The following is a 19,623-nucleotide window of genomic DNA, read 5'->3' on the forward strand; positions in this document are numbered from 1 at the left end:
GTATTGCTCTAATTTAAGGTATACGGTTTTTTTAATTTAAAATAATATGGCACAAATTATTAAAAGAGAAGACATTAACAAAATAATTCCATTAATAGACAGTATTACTCTTATGGAAGATGCTTTTATAAACTATAGTTTAGGCAATGCAGTAATACCACCAGTAGCAGAATTACTGTTTGAAAACCCGCCGGGAGACGTACACATTAAATATGGTTATGTAAAAGCAAACGATTTTTATTGTATTAAAATAGCTTCTGGTTTTTATGAAAACACAAAACTAGGCATTTCCTCTAGCCAAGGGCTAAATTTATTATTCAATCAAAAAACCGGAGAATTACGCGCTATATTATTAGATGGAGGAGATTTAACAAATAATCGTACCGCTGCTGCAGGAGCATTGGTTGCTAAATATTTTGCACCAAAAAATATAAAAGCGGTTGGTATAATAGGCACAGGTATTCAAGCAAAATTACAATTACAATACCTTCAAAAATACACCCCTTGTAAAACTGTTTGGGTTTGGGGCAGAACCATAGATGCTGTTAAAAAATACAAAAAAGAACTTAGTTCAGAATTTAATATTCATATAGCAGAAAATACTTCAGAACTAGCAAAAAACTGTAATTTAATTATTACAACAACACCTTCTGTAACGCCCTTACTTTTAGCAAAAGATATACAACCTGGTACACATATAACTGCTGTAGGCTCTGACACTTCTGAAAAGAGAGAATTAGAAAGTGAAATATTGAATAAAGCAGACATTGTAATTTCAGACAGTATTCCACAAAGTAAAAGTAGAGGTGAAATATACAGAGCGACTAAGGATGGGATTATTTCTCCAGATAAGGTTATAGAACTAGGGCATGCATTACAAGATGTTTCTAAACAACGTTTAAACGACAATCAAATTACTGTTGCCGATTTAACAGGTGTAGCTGTACAAGATATTGTTATTTCACAATCTGTCTATGAAAATTATATTATAAAAAATAATTCCAAACTGTAAATTATGCTTAAATATATTAGTAATAAAGGAGGTGGAACTCCCGTAGATTTTGAAACTGCCATTCTTGATGGTTTTGCCGTAGATGGCGGATTGTATGTTCCTGAAAAACTCCCTAATATTACAAGGGAACAATTAAAAGCATGGAAAACGTTAGACTATGTAACATTAGCTTTCGAAATTCTTTCTCTTTTTATAGATCGCTCTATTATTTCAGAAACAGAGCTAAAGCAATTACTAAAAGAAGCCTATACGCCATTTGAAAAAAAAGAGGTAATACCTCTATATTCCTTACAGTCCAGAAAGAATACTTTTATCATGGAATTGTTTTATGGGCCTACTATTTCTTTTAAAGATGTTGGTCTTGCCTTTTTAGTAAATATTGTAAACTTCTTCTTAAAAAGGCGTAATGAACACTTAACTCTTATAGTAGCAACCACAGGAGATACTGGCCCAGCAACAGCTTTTTTTACCGCCGGTAAAACAAACCTTGATGCCTGGGTATTATATCCTAAAGGAAAAATAACAGAGGAGCAAGAGCGACAAATGACAACGCTTCAACATGCAAACATACACCCAGTAGGTGTTTCTAACTGCCCAGATGGAGGGGATGATTTAGACCTTCTAATAAGTAATTTATATGCTAATAAACGTTTTAAAGACAAGTTAAAACTATCTAGTGTAAACTCAATTAACTGGGGACGCATTATGATGCAAACAGTACATTACTTCTACGGCTATCTGCAAGTAGTAGATTATATTGGAGAGCCTGTAAATATGGCTGTTCCTTCTGGTGGGTTTGGTAATTTATGTGCTGGATCTTTAGCTCGCGAGATGGGACTGCCAATACAATATTTAGTAAGTGCTAATAATAAAAATGCTTGTTTACATCGCATATTTTCTGAAGGAGTATTCTCTAAACAACCTATTTTCGAAACAGTATCTTCAGCAATAGATATTCTTATCCCTATTAATTTTTGGAGGTATTTATATTTTGTTATTGGTAAAGATTCTAAAAAAATAAAATTATGGATGCATCAATTTAAAGGCACAGGAATCGTAAAATTTGATAAAGAAACATTTTTTAAATACACCCAAAATTTCTTATCAAATAGTGCTACAGATGAAGATACCATTGCTTTAATAGAAGAAATTTATACTAAAGAGAACTACCTATTAGATCCTCATGGCGCTGTTGCATTGGCCGCAACAGATACTCTAAAAGCAAGGTTAGGAGATACAAAATTAATATGTTTAGCAACGGCGCACCCTGCAAAATTTCCTGAGATTATTAAAGAGGCATTACAAATTGAAGACCTACCAAAACAGGCGTTACACCATTCTATAGAAACAGAAAAAAGAAGGTGCCAAAAAGTGCATTTGTGTGACTATGTTCATTTAGAAGAAGCTGTAGTTCATGCTATGGAGACAAATTGGGATCTAACTAAAGGTATAAATAGATAAAAAATGACTCAGTATACAACTTTAAAACACCAAGATATTAATTCAATTTTAGCCTTATATAATAATGACATTGTAAAATCTTACGTAATATTAAGTGGAGGTTCAGAAAACACAAACTATTTAGTAACAACTAATAACTCTAAATTTGTGCTTACGGTTTGCGAGCATAAATCATTAAAAGCCGCAATTGAATTAACAAAACTATTAAACCATTTAGCCAATCATAACTTTTCTACCTCTAAAGTTTTATCGTCAATTAAAAATAAACCTATAATAACATGGAATAATAAACCCGTAATGCTTAAAGAGTATATAGAAGGTAAAATTATGAAAAATTTACCATCTCATTTACTTGAATCTATTGGTAAAACCCTTGCAGAATTACATCAAATAAAAGCCCCAAACTATGTCTCTAATGTAATTAGCTATGGCAAAGAAAAATTTAGAGAGGTTGCCGCTTACGATTCTGAATCTACATTTAGGAAATGGTTAGAGGAGATACATAAATATGTTCTTAAAAAAACACCCAAAGCCTTACCAAAAGCATTAATACATAGCGATCTTTTCTATAACAATGTAATTATTAACAACAGCGAGTCTCAAGCAACTATAATGGACTTTGAAGAAGCTAGTTATTACTACCGTGTTTTTGATATAGGGATGGCAATTGTGGGGCTTTGTAGTGAAAACGCTATACTAGATTTACAAAAAGCACAGTGTATACTAAAAGGTTATCAAGACAAAAACAAATTAAAATACACCGAAACTAATAGTTTAAAAGTCTTTACAGTATATGCTGCCGCTGCTACAGCTTTTTGGAGACATAAGCACTTTCGTGTAGATGAGCCAGATTCTAAAAAACTAAATCATTATTTAGAAATGAAGAATTTAGCAGATTATATTAAACACTTACCAGACGATTGTTTTACTATAACCAGCACCTAGATAACAAATTATGCCACAATTTAAAGATATTACACTCGACAAAATATACCAAGCACAAGAACGCATCGCTCCTATAATAAACCAAACTCCGTTACTAAAATCAGCACCACTTTCTTCTAAATTAAACAAATCTGTTTTTCTAAAATTAGAAAACTTACAACCTACTGGTGCTTTTAAATTACGTGGCGCAGCTAACGCTATTTTAAGTCTTTCTAATAAAGAAAGAAAACGAGGAGTGGTTACTATGTCTACTGGCAACCATGGTAAAGCAATTGCTTATGTAGGAAAACAACTTGGTATAAAAACCGTTATTTGTATTTCGGAATTAGTACCTAGTGTAAAAATTAAAGCAATGGAAGCCTTAGGTGCAAAAGTTGTTATCTCTGGAACAAACCAAGAGGAAGCAACCAATAATGCATTGAAAATACAACAAAATAAAGGACTCCGTTATATTTCTGCTTTTGATGATCCTGACATAATTGCTGGACAAGCCACTACAACATTAGAAATATTAAAACAACAACCACAAACCGATACTTTAATAGTTCCTGTTAGTGGTGGCGGATTAATGAGCGGTATGGCATTTGCCGCTAAAACTATTAACCCGAATATAAAAACAATTGGAGTAACAAATGATACAGAACCAGCTATTTATACAAGTATAAAAGCAGGCCATATTGTTCAAGTTAAAGAATTTAAAAGTTTGGCAGATGCTCTTCCTGGCCCTATTGCAGAAGATAATAAATATACTTTCGAAATGTGCAAAACCTATGTTGATGCTATTTTATTAATTTCTGAAAAACAAATAGCACAAGCCATGACTCATGCACTTCTTAAAGAAAAACAGGTTTTAGAAGGCGGTGGTGCAGCTACTATAGCACTTTTATTAGATAAAAGAATTCCTGATTTTATTGGGCAACATATAGCAGCTGTTTGCTCTGGAAATAGTGTAGATATGGATGTTTTGTTGTCTATTATTAAAAAGTATAAAGATGAAATAAATTAATACTAAAGACACTCTCATAGCATATAACTACAAAAAGACCTCAATTAATTTAATCAAAACTCACTTTTTAAGTTAATAGATATAGCCGATGTCACGATTGTGGATAATATTGTGGACGAAACAAAATATATAGAGGCTAAGCTAAGATAATAGCACACAACTTTTATAAAGGCTCTTTTTTTTAAAACATTACACAAACATTTATAAGTATAGACCAGACCATAACTGTAGGACGAACTAATTATAACGGTATTGGTTGCGCAACTCCTACTTATAAATAAAATCGCCTTATTTGGTTGTACTGTATAAAAGATAAAGCCTTTTAAATAATTTAAAAGGCTTTATCATCTCTAAAATATTCCATTTAAAATTAAAATAGAATTTTATCTATGAATAACTGTTGAAATATTCTATTGGTTTCTATTATAAAACTCAAAAGAAATAGAAGCACTTATGCTACCCCAAGACAGGTATAATGTATTTGGAGAATCTTGGAATAAACTCACATCAAACACTTCTCCAGCCGTTACAGGAATATATTGCGACGTGTAATTAAATCCATATTTACTATTAAAAGACTGGTACATAGCATACCCATTATTAGACAACGTAAATGGCGAACCGTCTTTATTAAATAAAATACTAGACTTACTTTCGTCTGGTGTACCTTCGTAAATAATAGAAGAATATATTTTTATATGTGTTACTCCAACAGGAATTGTAATTTCAGTATTATTAGTACCACCTAAACTTGAAGCATAATTATCTGAAACACCTAACCATCTTAATTTAGTAAGCGTATTACTTGGTATTTCATTATTTGGATTTGGATTTGGTGTTCCTTGGTTTTTTGCACGTACCGCTCCTAAATAGGTAAATGTATTTTTTGCGCGTCCACTCTCTTTAGCATATAAAGCATACGGAACACTTAACAATTGGCTAATACCTGTAATAGTGTACGAACTACCTCCATTTACATCGGTTTCTGTTTTTACATAATACGTTCCGCTGCTCCAATCTATTGTGTTAAATGTACCCGAAACCACTGTTCCTGTTCCAATTTCTATACTAACTAAACCATTAGCATTCGTTGTTGGTGTTTGTGTCTCTGTATAAACACTTGGTCCATTAGTAAAACCTTGTATAATACTAATTTGCATCCCTACAGTTTGGTTGGTAATTAACGCATCTGAAGCGTTTCTTACAACAGCCTGATAGCTCATTTTCTCAGGAGATTGCGCATATAAACCGAATGTAATTAGTATAGCGAATAATAAAGTAATGTTTTTTTTCATAGTATTAATTTTTGATGATTTTGAATGTTTTAATAGTTTTTTGATTTCTAAATACAGTCATGAAATAAGTAGTAGCTGGTAGATAATCCATTTGAATTATTGTGTTACTCGTTACCAACTTTTCTGTAGTTATTAATTTCCCCGTTATATCTATAATTTGAAAGCTAAGCTCAGAAACATTTGTGTCCTTTAAACGCAAGTTTAAATAATCCGTTGTAGGGTTAGGAAAAATAGAAGCTTCTAATAAAATTGCTGTATTATCAACACTTAAAGTTTCAGAAATTTCGAAGGATTGCTGTACACCTTGAGTAATAGTTCCATTTGAACCTGTGTAAGTATTGTACGTTAATTGCCCTACCGAATAACTAACACTACCACCACTACCTGTTGCCACTTCCCCAGAAGCATTTATAGATTCCTGGGCAGAAAGGAAACCAATTCCAAAAAGGAAGCAGATGGTAATTAAGCCCGTTTTTTTGACTTTCATAAATTAATTAATTTTAATTATTGTTATTTTACATCGTTTTAAGTAGTTACACATTAAAATGCTCTTAACACCTCTTGGGCAACTATTTTATTGTGTCGCAAAAGTAGTTTGACAAGGCTATTTCTCAACAATTACACATACGCATTAGATACGTAGCAACTAATTATAGGGTACGCAATAGTTACGCATGCGCAGCTTATTTAGCAGTAATCTATTATTTTTTATACCAAAGCCCTTACATTAGCAATATGAAGTTAAAACACCTTCTCATATTTTTTAACCTATGGCTTGTAGTTAGTATTAACACTATAACAGCTCAATCTAATGCACAAGAAGTTGCAGCTATTATCGACACAATTAAGTCCTTAGAAAACGAACCATTAAAGCGTGTAGAGTATGTTTCTAAAATTGATCATTTATACATAGAAATTTATTCTCCTCAATTTTACACCTACGTAAAAAGAGAATTTGATGCTGCTAGTACAATAGAAGATCTTGATGTAAAATTTGACATATATCATTTAATGGAAGCTATCTATTATGCATTTAGCGATTATGATAGCGCAGCAACGATTGCGTACGATTTATTAAAAATTGCACAACAAACAAAAAAACCAGAACACCTCTATTTTGCATACTCTTCTATAGCTGCAGACGAAGAGCAATTAGGAAGCACCTACAAAGCCCTAGAGTTTTTATTACAGGCAAATGAATATACGGCGCATGACGAGTCGCTAAGAGCGAAATCGAATATAGAATTGTCTTATATCTTTATGGATTTAGATAATTATAAAGAAGCTTATAAATACATTTTAAAAGGTATTGATATTGCTACAAAAGAAAACAATACGTTACAATTAATGTATGCCTACTCCACTATGGGGGAGTATTATTACCAAACCGAAAACTACAACCAAGCATTATTATTTATTGCTAAAGCAGATTCTATTGCAGAAATAGATAAAGAGTTAGCAACCTCACGTGATATTATGGAAAATAGTATGACTGCAGGAGCTATTTATATTGAAAAAAATGAGCCTATAAAAGCTAAACACTACTTAAATAAGGCAATGGCTTTAGCAAACCAAGCTAACGATCTGGAAACAACATCGCTTATTTATTCGTTTTTAAGCAAGCTAGAAGAACACAAGAAAAACTATATACAAAGTTTAGAATATTATAAACAATATACAGAACTTAACGACTCTATTTTTAACGAAACATCAAGCAAACAATTAAACGCACTAAAAATAACTTACGAATTAGAGAAAAAAAACTTAGAAATTGTAACTGCTAAAAAAAATGAAGAGTACTCTAAAAAACAAAGCTGGTTAGTTATCTCTATCGGCATTGTGTTTATAGGCGCTTTAATATTATTATTACTTTATTCTAAATCGAAACTAAAAGCTTCAAAAATAGCTACAGAGTTAAACAATAAAAAGAATAAAATTAATAAGATTGAAATTAAAAATCTAGAGTTCGAAGTACAATTGAAAAATAAAGAACTCGCAGACTTATTTCTACACCAATACGAAAAAGCACAACTACTAACCAATGTTATTGATAATATAGACCGTTCTAACGACGAATTAAAAACTAATTTACAGGAACAATTAAATAAAAATGAGGATTGGACAAACTTTAAGCTTCATTTTGATAAAGTACACGAAGGATTCTTTAAAAAGCTAAACGAAGTTGCGCCAAACCTTACCTCTAAAGACATTCGCTATTGCGCTTACATTCGTATGAATTTAACTTCTAAAGAAATTGCAATCATGCTCGGTATCTCTCACAGAACTGTACAAGGCATTAGAGGTCGTGTTAGAAAAAAATTAAATCTAGACTCTAAAGACGATTTGGTCTTGTATTTAATGAATTTATAGAGGATCTATTACTTATTATACTTTATGTACTTAAAAGCTTCTAAAAAACTAAAAAAGCCTTTCAATTACTTGAAAGGCTTTACAATTTCTAAGTGGTCCCACTTGGGCTCGAACCAAGGACCACCTGATTATGAGTCAGGTGCTCTAACCAACTGAGCTATGGGACCGAAATCGGAGTGCAATATTACTACTTATTTTAATTACGAGCAAGAAAAATTATTGCTTTATTTCTTGGCATAGCTCAATTAATACTCCATTTGATGATTTTGGGTGTAAAAAAGCAACCAATTTATTGTCTGCTCCATGCTTTGGTTTTTCGTTTAACACGATAAACCCTTCTCCTTTAAGTCGCTCTATTTCAGAGACTATATCGTCTACATCGAAGGCAATATGGTGAATACCTTCTCCTTTTTTCTCTATAAATTTAGCTATTGGGCTATCTGCTTTAGTAGCTTCTAATAATTCAATTTTATTTTCACCAACTTTAAAAAAAGAAGTATTTACACCTTCGCTAGCCACTTCTTCTACCTTATAATGTGGTTCTCCAAAGAGTTTTGCAAACAACTCGTTCGAATTTTCTAAACTCTTTACAGCGATCCCTATATGTTCAATTTTATTCATTGAAAATTTTATTTTCATTTCCGTGAAGACAGAAATCTTAATTATTATATATTTTTTATTCTCTTTTTACTATTCATTTTTCATTAAAAACAGACCTCTTTCCTTTTTAAGGTACGAATTTTGCCTTCAAAAGTAAGATAATCTTTAAATAACGTCTATTTTTGCACTATAAAAACCTAAGAACTTGTTTCTTAATAGAGTCATTGTACTTAAAAATAGACCATTACGATACAATGATTTATAAATTTTAATGAAGATGGAAGAAAGTCAAAGACAAAAAAAAATTGCTTCGGTATTGCAACGCGATTTAGTAGACATTTTACAAGGTGCTGCTACACAAGGTGGTATGCGAGGTGTTATTATATCGGTTTCTAAAGTATCTGTCACCGTAGATTTATCTATGGCAAAAGTATATTTAAGTATTTTCCCTAATAATAAAGCACAAGAATTGGTTGAAGGTATTAAATCTAATCAACCCTTTATTAGACATGAATTAGCACAACGTACTAAAAACCAATTACGACGCATGCCTCAACTTCAGTTTTTTGTTGATGATTCTTTAGAATACATTGATAAAATTGAACAATCTTTAAAAGGAAAAGACAACCCTATAAATGATCCTGATTTATTAGGTAAACGTAAAAAATCATAATTATACTCTACAATTTTTACTGTACAATACATGAACAACATTTATAATCTCATTATTTTTTTATAATATTATAGTTTATGAATGTATCCTATTACATCGCCAAACGTTATTTACGCTCTAAGAGCAGTAATAATGCCATTAATTTTATTACCTACTTAGCTATTATTGGTATTGTGTTAGGCTCTGCTTCTTTACTTGTTGTACTCTCTGGTTTTGCAGGATTAAAGGATTTTACTTTAGAGTTTTCTACAATTATAGATCCCGACTTAAAAGTTGAGACTGTTATAGGAAAATCATTTACAACCACCGCTGAACAAGACCAAAAACTTAATACTATTGAAGGAGTTACAGTTTTCTCTAAAGTAATTGAAGAACGTGTTTTAGTGTCTTTCGACGAGAATAAACACCCTGCTTACATAAAAGGGGTTGACGAAAATTACAGTACAGTCAATGTTGTAGATTCTATAATTCGTAATGGTAGTTGGTTAACTCCAAAAACAAACCAAATTGTATCGGGTTATGGTGTTGCCAATATATTATCTATTGGTGTTTTAGACTATGGTAAAAGCGTCTCGTTATTTGTGCCTAAACCTGGAAAAGGACAAATTACTTCCCAGAAACAAGCCTTTAAACAATTAAATAGTGTAAATGTTGGTATTTTTGATGTAAATGAAAAGCTTAACGATTCTTATATTTATTCTTCTATAGATTTTGCTCAAGAGCTATTAAGCTTCGATAAAAACGAAATTACTGGTATTGAATTTAAACTTGATGAAAATGCCAATGAGGAAACTGTACGTTCACAAATACAATCTATCTTAGGTAACACTATTAGTATAAAAAATAGAACTCAGTTAAACGATGCTTTATACAAAATGCTTAATACAGAGCATTTAGCTGTTTACTTAATACTAACTTTAGTTTCAATCATCTTAATTTTTAATGTTATAGGTTCGCTTATTATGATGATTTTAGATAAAAAGAAAACCTTGAACACTCTATTTAGTATGGGAACTACACTACAAAATATTCGCCGTATTTTCTTTTTTCAAGGTATTACTATGACTGTTTTAGGAACTATCGTGGGGTTAATTATTGGATGTATAGTTGTTGTATTACAACAACAATTCTCTTTAGTTATGATTACACAAAAATTACCTTACCCAATGGCTTTAAGCGTAGAAAATTGCTTCCTTGTTTTTATTACAATAACTGTTTTGGGTATTATAGCTTCAAAACTTGCTTCGGTAAGAATTTCAGAAAGTATGTTAAAAACAGAGTAATTATTGTACTTGAAACGGATTCTTATCGAATTGATAATCTGAAAAATCTCTTAAAACAGCATCAAAAGCATTAAACACATCTTTAGAATCATCACTCGTTACCATTTTAGTTCGGTATTCTTTAAAATGCGGAATCCCCTTAAAGTAATTAGTATAATGTCTTCTAGTTTCTAAAACCCCAAGAATTTCGCCTTTCCAATCTATAGCCATTTGTAAATGACGTCTTGCAGCATCAACTCGCTCTTCTATGGTAATAGGTGTTAAGTGTTCTCCTGTTTCAAAAAAGTGTTTTACTTGTTTAAAAAACCACGGGTTTCCAATAGTAGCACGACCAATCATACAACCATCTAGTCCGTAAACATCACGCATTTCCATAGCACGCTCTGGGCTGGTAACATCACCATTTCCAAATACAGGAATATGCATTCTTTGGTTATTTTTTACTTCAGCAATTGGCTTCCAATTGGCATCACCCTTGTACATTTGCGCACGTGTACGTCCGTGTATTGCAATGGCTTTACAACCTACATCTTGTAAACGCTCGGCTACCTCAACAATTTTTATAGAATCGTGATCCCAACCTAAACGTGTTTTTACTGTAATTGGTAAATGTGTACGCTTTACCATCGCCTCTGTTAGCGAAACCATTAAATCGATATCTTTTAAAATACCTGCGCCAGCACCTTTAGACACTACTTTTTTTACAGGGCATCCAAAATTAATATCGATAATATCTGGCTTAGAGCGCTCTACAATATCTACAGTTTGCAGCATACTGTCTAAATTAGCTCCAAAAATTTGAATTCCTACAGGACGCTCTTTCTCGTAGATATCTAACTTAATAACACTCTTTGCAGCATCACGTATTAAACCTTCGCTAGAAATAAATTCTGTATATACTACATCGGCACCTTGCTCTTTACATAATGCTCGAAAAGGTGGATCGCTTACATCTTCCATAGGTGCTAAAAGCAACGGAAAATCTGGTAGTTCTATGTTATCTATTTTTACCAAAGTATTCTTTTTTTGAAGTGCAAAATTACAGTTTTTTATGTAAATCAATTATTCTCAGAGCAATTATTGTATTTTTAGAATTAAAATAATACTGTTTGAACATTCCTTTTGAACCTCATCTTTTTGGCTACAACATCAATATTCATCTCATTTTAGAGTATGCTGCCTTTTTTATAGCCTTTAGATATTATGTTTACATCCGAAAAAACACAGATGATAGTATAACATCGTCCAACAGATTATCTATTATTTTAGGTGCAGCTATTGGCGCATTAATTGGTTCTAGATTAGTTGGTTTATTAGAAAACCCGTTAGCAGAATTTTCTCAAGAAAACCTCATTCAATTACTTAATACTAAAACCATAATGGGAGGGCTTTTTGGCGGTTTATTAGGTGTAGAAATTGCTAAAAAAATTATTGGAGAACGTACCTCATCTGGAGACTTATTTGTCTTTCCTATTATCCTTGGTATTTTTATTGGCCGTATAGGTTGTTTCCTTTCTGGAATTAACGAATTTACCTACGGAAAACAATCTCACTTTTTTACTGCAATGGATTTAGGTGATGGTATTTTACGACATCCCGTTGCGTTATACGAGTTATTGTTTTTAATAGTTTTGTTTTTCAGTTTAAAGCAGTTAAAAAAGACTGTTGTTTTAGAAAATGGTGAACTATTTAAATGGTTCATGATTCTCTATTTTGGTTTCCGGTTTTTTATAGAGTTCTTAAAACCTAATGTATTTTACGTATTAGGGTTAAGTACTATTCAACTTTTATGCATAATTTGTATCCTGTATTATAATAAAACCCTTTTAAAACGCTTAAATCATGCCCGTTAGAAAATATACTTATTACGATTTTACATTAAGTTTATGTCCAGAATGTTTGCGTCGTGTAGATGCCAAAATCGTTTTCGAAAACGGTAATGTTTACATGCTTAAACGTTGTAAAGAACACGGAAATTCTAAAGTACTTGTTGCAGATGATATAGAGTATTATAAAAACATAAGAAACTATAATAAGCCAAGCGAAACACCATATACATTTAATACAAAAACAGATTACGGTTGTCCATACGATTGTGGTTTGTGCCCAGACCACGAACAGCACTCTTGCTTAACAGTTGTAGAAGTTACCGATCGCTGTAATTTAACATGTCCAACCTGTTATGCGGGGTCTTCTCCAACCTACGGAAGGCATCGTACTTTAGACGAAATTAAAACCATGTTAGATACTATTGTAGCTAACGAAAAAGAACCCGACGTTGTACAAATTAGCGGTGGTGAGCCAACGATTCACCCGCAGTTTTTTGAGATATTAGATTATGCAAAATCGCTTCCTATACGGCATTTAATGCTGAATACTAATGGGATTAAAATTGCTAAAGAAGAAGGATTCGCCGAGCGTTTAAAAACCTATGCTCCCGATTTCGAGATTTATTTACAATTTGATTCTTTTGAAAACAGTGTGCTTCGTGAATTGCGTGGTGCCGATTTAAATACTATTAGAGAACAAGCTATTGCTAATTTAAATGCCGTTAACTTATCTACAACTTTGGTCGTTACGCTTCAAAAAGGATTAAACGACCATGAAATAGGAAAAATTATCGATTATGCATTACTGCAAAAATGTGTACGTGGTGTAACACTTCAGCCTACACAAATTGCTGGGCGTTTAGAGCATTTTAATCCTGAAACAGATAGAATGACATTAACAGAGGTACGCCGAAAAATTATGGAACAAACGTCTGTTTTTAATAGCGACGATTTAATTCCTGTACCTTGTAATCCTGATGCTTTAGTTATGGGCTATGCACTCAAATTAGGCGGGGAGGTATTTCCGTTAACGCGATATATAAACCCAACAGATTTATTAGATAATAGTAAAAACACCATTATTTACGAGCAAGACGAATCCTTACATGGTAAAATGATAGAATTATTTAGCACAGGTAATTCTGTAGAAGTTGCTGAAGAAAACCTAAAGTCCATTATGTGTTGTTTACCTAATATAGATGCACCTAATTTAGGTTACGATAATTTATTTAGAGTTATTATTATGCAATTTATAGATGCTTATAATTTTGATGTTAGAGCCATAAAAAAATCATGTGTGCATATTGTAGATAAGGATAATAAAATTATCCCTTTTGAAACTATGAATCTTTTTTACAGAGATGACAAAAAACAACATTTAGAAGTATTAAGAAACGAACTGTAATATGGGAATATTATTAATTACACTTTTAGTATTAATATTACCTGTTTTCTTTTTGTTTGTGTTAGGCAATACAGTAAAAGCGAATAACAATAAAGACAGAGCAAAATTATTTTATATCTTAGGTGTTGTCTATTTAATAGTAGGCTTAGGTGTTTGTGGTACTTTATTATTAGATTTTAGAATAAATTAATTTATAAAAAGAGCAAATATTTATGGTAATATGATGTAATAAACGTAATAATTATGACATTTTTAGAAGTAGGAAATTTAGACGGCATATTTGTATTAATAGGGCTTATTATGTTTGGTCCAGCTATTGTGCTATTTATTGTTGCCATAATATTGGGTGTTAAAAATAAAAAGAAAGCTGCTAAAATATTTTGGATTTTAGGTGTGGTCTATTTATTAATTAGCTTGGGTATTTGTGGTACTATATTAGCTGGTTATTAATACGTTTTAAAACCCACAAACCGTAAATACCAAGAAATAATTCGGCAGCAGTTCCAAAAACATAACCAAATGTTGGGATGCCATCTAATAAAATACTCACGACTCTACCAAAACCTAAACCTAACATAAATACAATATTGGTAGTAATGGCGGTTTTAAAACAAGTTGCTTTAAACAGTCCTAAACACCAAAGTGTAGAACAACCTAAATAGAGCCCCATTATGGCTTTATAAAAATTATGTTCGTCTATGGTTTCCAATTGCATATCAAAGGACAAGTCTGGATTAAATCCATAAACGAAAGCCACAGGAACAACAATTAATAATGAAATTATTAAGTGAATTTTATTAATAAAGTCGTTTTGGGTTTTTATCATGTAATAATGACTTAAAATGTTACCTCAACTTCAACCTCTTCTCCATTTCTATTCACAACAACTTTGGTAGTATCACCTTTTTTATAAGTAGATAATGCTTTCATATAACTCATCATGTCCAAGATGTCACTATCTCCCATTTTAATTACAATATCTCCTTTTTGTATACCTGCATTGGTTGCTGGCGTATCTGCTCTAGTACCATCTATTCGCATACCTTTACCATCAAATAAATAATCTGGTGTAACGCCTAAACCTACTTCAAATTTAGGTACGGCATCACTTTCATTTTTAGTCGCTCTAAATGGTAGTTTTCCGTTATTATCTAAATCGGTAATAACTTCAAAAATATAATTAGAAATGGTTTGCATCCCCTCATAATTAAGCTTTTCTACATCATCTCCTGGTTTGTGGTAATCTTCATGTTGTCCTGTAAAAAAGTGAAGTACAGGAATATCTGCATTGTAAAATGAGGTATGGTCACTTGGGCCAACGCCAGATTCTTTTTGTACTAATTTAAAACTAGTATTATGTGCTTTAAGCGTTTGTTTTAGTATTGGAGAAGTCCCAACGCCATAAACAGCTAAGGTACTGTCTTGTTTTAAGCGGCCAACCATATCCATATTAATCATATAATTGACTTTTTTAGTATCTATTGTTGGGTTCTTTACAAAATAATTAGAGCCCAATAAGCCCATTTCTTCTCCAGAAAACGCCATAAACAAATAATTGTTTTTAGTATTTACACCTTTTAATTTACTCGCTAAATTTAATAATACTGCAACACCGCTGGCATTATCGTCTGCTCCATTATGGATTGCGGTTTCTCCTCTGTGCAAAGATCCTTCAGCTCCCAAACCTAAATGGTCGTAATGCGCTCCAATAATAATAGTATGCTCAGCTTTATTATTTATATAACCAATAACATTGGTTCCTGTAATAGTACTATCTCCGTCTTTTACAGTATAGTTTACTGCTTGATGTGGATCTGTTTTAGGTCTAAAAGAAAAAGTTTGAAAATAATTATCAGTTCCTTTAGGTAGCAACCCTAAGTCTTTAAAACGTTCCGAAATGTATTTGGCAGCTTTCTGTTCCCCATTGCTTCCGGTTTGTCGTCCCTCTAAAGCATCAGATGCTAAGTAAGCAACATCATCTTTTATACTTACAACACGCTTACTTTCTGTTGTACAACTGATTAAAAACATTAAAAAAAAGGAAGCTATAGCGTATTTCATTTTAAGAAGTATTAATTTTACACAAAATTAGGCATTAATTATTATATATACTTAGCATGCGATTTACTTACTTTTTATTTATCTCTATAGCCTTTTTTTCTTGTAAAGAAGAAAAGAAAAACGAAACTACAACCCCTGTGGCAGAAACTCCTGTAACAAAAAACCCGTTAATATATCCAGAAGAAAAACATTTTAAAGACTTACGTCAAGTAACATTTGGTGGAGATAATGCTGAAGCGTATTGGAGTTTTGATGATAAACAGTTAGTGTTTCAATCTAATAACGAAAAATGGAATGTAGGTTGCGACCAAATGTTTTTAATGAATGCAGATGAAACCTTTAATGGTAGCATTCCTCCAATGATTAGTACAGGAAAAGGGCGTACTACTTGTGCTTATTTTTTACCAGATAACAAACATATTATTTACGCTTCTACACATTTAGGCGCAGAGGAATGTCCAGACACACCGTTGCGTAAAAACGGAAAGTATATTTGGCCAATTTATGATTCTTACGACATTTTTGTTGCAGATTTACAAGGTAATATCGTTAAGCAATTAACTAACGAGATTGGTTATGATGCCGAACCAACGGTATCTCCTAAGGGAGACAAAATTGTATTTACCTCAACTAGAAGTGGCGATTTAGAGCTATACACTATGAATATAGATGGTAGCGATGTTAAACAAATAACTAACGAATTGGGTTACGATGGTGGTGCATTTTTCTCTCCAGATGGCACACAGTTAATTTTCCGTTCTTCTCGCCCTAAAACAGAAGAAGAAATTAAAGATTATAAAGATTTATTGGCCGAAGGTTTGGTAGAACCAACAGAAATGGAGTTATATATATGTAATGCAGATGGAAGCAACTTAAGACAACTTACAGATTTAGGCAATGCTAATTGGAGTCCGTTTTTTCACCCTTCTGGGAAAAAGATATTATTCTCTTCTAATTTTGAAGCAGAGCGTGGTTTCCCTTTTAACCTTTATCTTATAGATACAGACGGTAAAAACTTAGAGCGTGTAACGCATGGCGAAACCTTTGATGCTTTTCCTGTGTTTTCTAACGATGGTAAAAAATTAGCCTTTTCATCTAATAGACATAATGGTGGCGGGCGCGATACTAATTTATTTATAGCCGAATGGCAAGATTAATTATTTAAACGATTACGCTCGCTTGACGATTTTGTGCGTTGGTTAGTTTTTAAAGTTGTATTGCCAAATTTATAGCTAAATCCTAATCTAATATAACGATTGTCTAAATCTCTAAAATTAAAGTTATCCTGATTAGCATATTTAGAAATAATTTCAAAATCCTGCATATTAAATAAATCGTTTACTGCTAAAGAGAGTGTTCCTTTTTTATTAAATATTTTCTTTTTAACGGATAAGTCTGAAATTAATCTTGGAGCGACTCTTCTAAATCCACTTTGATTTTTACTAATGTATGTTAATCCAAAATCTAGACTCAAGCTTTTATCCTTTAAAAAAGAAAGGCTATTACTTAAGGTTGTATAATTGGTCCATTGATCTGCTTTTATAGCATTATTATTAAAAACCGTTTCATCTTGTATATTATATATAGAGGTATATAAGTACACCGACCAGTTTTCTTTTAAATCAAACGATGTTGTAAAATCTAACCCAAACTCTCTTGTCTTATTTAAGTTTATTGGAGAGTAAATAATAATGTTGTCTGTATTATTTTGCAATGGCAACTCAAAAATATTCGATTTTGTATCCTTATAATACAATTCAATATTGTAATCTGAAACCGTAGTTCCTATTAACACTCTATTAGTAAAAGTAGGTTGTAGTGTTGGGTTTCCTGAAACAATTGTATTATCATTTAAAAAGAAATTAAACGGGTTTAAAGATTTATAACTAGGTCTCCCTATACTTCTTTTAAAATTAGTATAAACAGTTGTTTGGTCAGACACTTGATGGCTTATATTCAAGGTTGGAAACAGCTCTAAATAATCCTGATTATTCTTTTCGCTAGTATGCACAGATTTTCCTTCAATGTGGGTGTGTTCTGCTCTTAATCCTGCAGAAAAACGCCATGCCTCCCATCGTTTATCAAAACTAATATAGCCAGCAAAAATAGATTCTTTATAACTATAATCATTCGTGTTATTTACATTTAATGTTTGCTCTCCTGTATTAGGGTCTATATCCAATTGTACTATATCGCTCTTTGTTTTTATGTTAGACGATTTAAGCCCAGCACTAAAGGATGCCTTATTTTCTAAAGACAAATCATAATCTATTTGTGTCGTAAAAATGTCTGTATTTTGATTACTATTCGTTCTAAAAATAGTTCTAAAATCAAAGGCATTGTTTGCATCAAAATAATTACTATTTACCATCTGGTCTCTATCGTAATCGTATGCCGTAAGATGACTATTAATAGATAATGTAGATTTACTATTAAGTTTATGCACAAAGTCTAAATCGAAACCTAGATTATGTTTTTTATCTCTAGATAGGTTATGTGAATCGAACCGAAAGTCTATGGCATCGTTAGCATCAAAAATTATCGATTCTCCATTTGTTAAATATTTAAAATAGGGTAAAAACAAAAGATTCGAGCTTAAACTCAATGTGTTTTTATCGTTTATTAAATAATCGAAATTAAAGTTTAAATTATGAGTTTCAGACCATGTATTCCTGTTTAACCTAGAATCCCAACGCTCATTAATATTATTATTAGCATCTAAGTAATTAACTTTTTCTTCGTTATTTCTGTTAATTTTATTTTTTGAAGCACTATAGTTAGCGTTAAGACTCACTTTTTTAGTTTTATAAAACTGACTTATTCCAGCATTATATCTAGGAAAAACACCTTGCCTGAAATTTGCAAAAACATTACCTCTATATCCCGTAATTAAATTTTTAAGCATTACTATATTTAATACAGCACCATTATCTGCATCATACCTTGCAGAAGGGTTAGTAATAACTTCTATTTTTTGAATACTATTTGCCGATGAGTTTTCTAATAGTTGTGTTAATTCACTAGATGATAAATTTACCTTTCTGTTATTAATATATATCGTAGGTGTTGTATTTTTAACAGAAATTTCATTATCAAAAATTAAAACACCTGGTGTACGTTTTAATACTTCTAAAATAGAGCCTTCACTTAACGATGTGTTAGCGATATTAAAAATTAAACGATCTGATTCTTTTTTTAAAGTTGGGCGTTTGGCAGTTATTACAACCTCTCCTATATTTTCTGTAGTGGCTTTTAAAATAATAGGATCTAAACTAGTATTTTTAAACAACTCTAAGGTACTTTCTCCTGTTTCATATCCTAAAAAAGAGGCCTTTATTATATATTTCCCTGGTTTTAACCCTTCAAATTTATAGAGACCTTCATCATTTGAAGACATTCCTTTTAACTGGTTAACCTCTAAGTTAACAACTTCAAAACACAGAATATTGGCATAAGGAATTGGCCTATTTTGTTCGTCTAGTAAAACCCCAGAAATAGTAAGGTCTTGAGCAAATATTACTGTAGACCAAAACAGTAAAAAGATGTACAGAGAATACTTCAAAAAATATAACTTTTATTTGCTTCGCAAGATAGTATTTGTTTATCACTTATTATTACGGTAAAAACCGTAAATTTAAAGGAGCTGCTCCCTAAATAAAATTCAAGAAAAACTTAATAAATAC

The 19,623-nt window shown here is 31.8% G+C and carries 19 protein-coding genes and 1 tRNA gene; 12 read left to right on the top strand and 8 right to left on the bottom strand.

Annotated elements, in window-relative coordinates; genetic code table 11:
• The first annotated feature begins 46 nt into the window (after window positions 1–46).
• From ACVC08_RS16710 to ACVC08_RS16725, 4 genes are read left to right on the top strand one after another with little or no spacing between them, the layout of a single operon-like run.
• The gene (locus ACVC08_RS16710) at window positions 47–1,012 is read left to right on the top strand and encodes a hypothetical protein (RefSeq protein ID WP_452602905.1); all 966 of its coding nucleotides are present in this window, start codon (window positions 47–49) and stop codon (window positions 1,010–1,012) included.
• Window positions 1,013–1,015: 3 nt separating this feature from the next.
• A complete protein-coding gene (gene thrC, locus ACVC08_RS16715) occupies window positions 1,016–2,473 on the top strand; it encodes a threonine synthase (RefSeq protein WP_452602906.1) in 1,458 nt (485 codons plus the stop codon).
• A 3-nt stretch (window positions 2,474–2,476) separates the two neighbouring features.
• Window positions 2,477–3,418 carry a phosphotransferase gene (locus tag ACVC08_RS16720; protein ID WP_452602907.1) on the top strand — a complete coding sequence of 314 codons (942 nt, stop codon included), beginning with the start codon at window positions 2,477–2,479 and terminating at the stop codon, window positions 3,416–3,418.
• Window positions 3,419–3,428: 10 nt separating this feature from the next.
• On the top strand, window positions 3,429–4,424 hold the full coding sequence (locus tag ACVC08_RS16725) for a pyridoxal-phosphate dependent enzyme (protein ID WP_452602908.1): 996 nt from the start codon (window positions 3,429–3,431) through the stop codon (window positions 4,422–4,424).
• A 410-nt stretch (window positions 4,425–4,834) separates the two neighbouring features.
• On the opposite strand, the gene ACVC08_RS16730 is transcribed toward ACVC08_RS16725, so the two are convergent.
• Window positions 4,835–5,719, bottom strand: coding sequence for a hypothetical protein (locus ACVC08_RS16730; protein WP_452602909.1), 885 nt, complete (start codon window positions 5,717–5,719; stop codon window positions 4,835–4,837).
• A 4-nt stretch (window positions 5,720–5,723) separates the two neighbouring features.
• The gene (locus tag ACVC08_RS16735) at window positions 5,724–6,206 is read right to left on the bottom strand and encodes a T9SS type A sorting domain-containing protein (RefSeq protein WP_452598056.1); all 483 of its coding nucleotides are present in this window, start codon (window positions 6,204–6,206) and stop codon (window positions 5,724–5,726) included.
• A 248-nt stretch (window positions 6,207–6,454) separates the two neighbouring features.
• Between ACVC08_RS16735 and ACVC08_RS16740 the strand changes: the two genes are divergently transcribed.
• Window positions 6,455–8,089 carry a tetratricopeptide repeat protein gene (locus ACVC08_RS16740; RefSeq protein WP_452602910.1) on the top strand — a complete coding sequence of 545 codons (1,635 nt, stop codon included), beginning with the start codon at window positions 6,455–6,457 and terminating at the stop codon, window positions 8,087–8,089.
• A gap of 93 nt (window positions 8,090–8,182) precedes the next feature.
• On the opposite strand, the gene ACVC08_RS16745 is transcribed toward ACVC08_RS16740, so the two are convergent.
• Both ACVC08_RS16745 and mce read right to left on the bottom strand, forming a co-directional pair.
• A tRNA-Ile gene (locus tag ACVC08_RS16745) sits at window positions 8,183–8,256 on the bottom strand.
• A gap of 49 nt (window positions 8,257–8,305) precedes the next feature.
• Entirely contained in the window at window positions 8,306–8,710 is a 405-nt protein-coding gene (gene mce / locus ACVC08_RS16750) for a methylmalonyl-CoA epimerase (RefSeq protein ID WP_452598054.1), read from the bottom strand.
• A gap of 256 nt (window positions 8,711–8,966) precedes the next feature.
• Between mce and rbfA the strand changes: the two genes are divergently transcribed.
• Window positions 8,967–9,362, top strand: coding sequence for a 30S ribosome-binding factor RbfA (rbfA, locus tag ACVC08_RS16755; RefSeq protein WP_452598053.1), 396 nt, complete (start codon window positions 8,967–8,969; stop codon window positions 9,360–9,362).
• A 77-nt stretch (window positions 9,363–9,439) separates the two neighbouring features.
• Window positions 9,440–10,645 carry an ABC transporter permease gene (locus ACVC08_RS16760; RefSeq protein WP_452602911.1) on the top strand — a complete coding sequence of 402 codons (1,206 nt, stop codon included), beginning with the start codon at window positions 9,440–9,442 and terminating at the stop codon, window positions 10,643–10,645.
• Here the strand turns inward: ACVC08_RS16760 and dusB are convergent, their stop codons facing one another.
• Window positions 10,646–11,659, bottom strand: a complete 1,014-nt coding sequence (gene dusB / locus ACVC08_RS16765) for a tRNA dihydrouridine synthase DusB (protein ID WP_452598051.1) — start codon at window positions 11,657–11,659, stop codon at window positions 10,646–10,648.
• A 95-nt stretch (window positions 11,660–11,754) separates the two neighbouring features.
• Here dusB and ACVC08_RS16770 point away from each other — a divergent pair, with 95 nt between their 5' ends.
• The 4 genes from ACVC08_RS16770 to ACVC08_RS16785 are packed head-to-tail and all read left to right on the top strand — an operon-like array spanning window position 11,755 to window position 14,329.
• The gene (locus ACVC08_RS16770; protein ID WP_452602912.1) at window positions 11,755–12,498 is read left to right on the top strand and encodes a prolipoprotein diacylglyceryl transferase; all 744 of its coding nucleotides are present in this window, start codon (window positions 11,755–11,757) and stop codon (window positions 12,496–12,498) included.
• Complete coding sequence (locus tag ACVC08_RS16775; RefSeq protein ID WP_452602913.1) at window positions 12,488–13,879, top strand: radical SAM protein; 1,392 nt, start codon at window positions 12,488–12,490, stop codon at window positions 13,877–13,879. The genes ACVC08_RS16770 and ACVC08_RS16775 overlap by 11 nt, the downstream gene beginning before the upstream one ends.
• A 1-nt stretch (window position 13,880) precedes the next feature.
• A complete protein-coding gene (locus tag ACVC08_RS16780) occupies window positions 13,881–14,069 on the top strand; it encodes a hypothetical protein (protein WP_452602914.1) in 189 nt (62 codons plus the stop codon).
• A 53-nt stretch (window positions 14,070–14,122) separates the two neighbouring features.
• Window positions 14,123–14,329: a hypothetical protein gene (locus ACVC08_RS16785; RefSeq protein WP_452602915.1), complete on the top strand. Its 207-nt coding sequence runs from the start codon at window positions 14,123–14,125 to the stop codon at window positions 14,327–14,329.
• Here the strand turns inward: ACVC08_RS16785 and ACVC08_RS16790 are convergent.
• Both ACVC08_RS16790 and ACVC08_RS16795 read right to left on the bottom strand, forming a co-directional pair.
• On the bottom strand, window positions 14,310–14,705 hold the full coding sequence (locus ACVC08_RS16790; RefSeq protein ID WP_452602916.1) for a DUF4345 domain-containing protein: 396 nt from the start codon (window positions 14,703–14,705) through the stop codon (window positions 14,310–14,312). The two genes, ACVC08_RS16785 and ACVC08_RS16790, sit on opposite strands and share 20 nt — an antisense overlap.
• 11 nt (window positions 14,706–14,716) lie before the next feature.
• Window positions 14,717–15,940, bottom strand: a complete 1,224-nt coding sequence (locus tag ACVC08_RS16795; RefSeq protein ID WP_452602917.1) for a M28 family peptidase — start codon at window positions 15,938–15,940, stop codon at window positions 14,717–14,719.
• 56 nt (window positions 15,941–15,996) lie between these two features.
• Between ACVC08_RS16795 and ACVC08_RS16800 the strand changes: the two genes are divergently transcribed.
• A complete protein-coding gene (locus tag ACVC08_RS16800) occupies window positions 15,997–17,097 on the top strand; it encodes a TolB family protein (protein WP_452602918.1) in 1,101 nt (366 codons plus the stop codon).
• Here ACVC08_RS16800 and ACVC08_RS16805 read toward each other — a convergent pair.
• Window positions 17,094–19,502, bottom strand: coding sequence for a TonB-dependent receptor domain-containing protein (locus ACVC08_RS16805; RefSeq protein ID WP_452602919.1), 2,409 nt, complete (start codon window positions 19,500–19,502; stop codon window positions 17,094–17,096). The genes ACVC08_RS16800 and ACVC08_RS16805 overlap by 4 nt on opposite strands.
• Window positions 19,503–19,623: the final 121 nt, after the last annotated feature.

Source organism: Pontimicrobium sp. MEBiC06410, assembly GCF_053601615.1.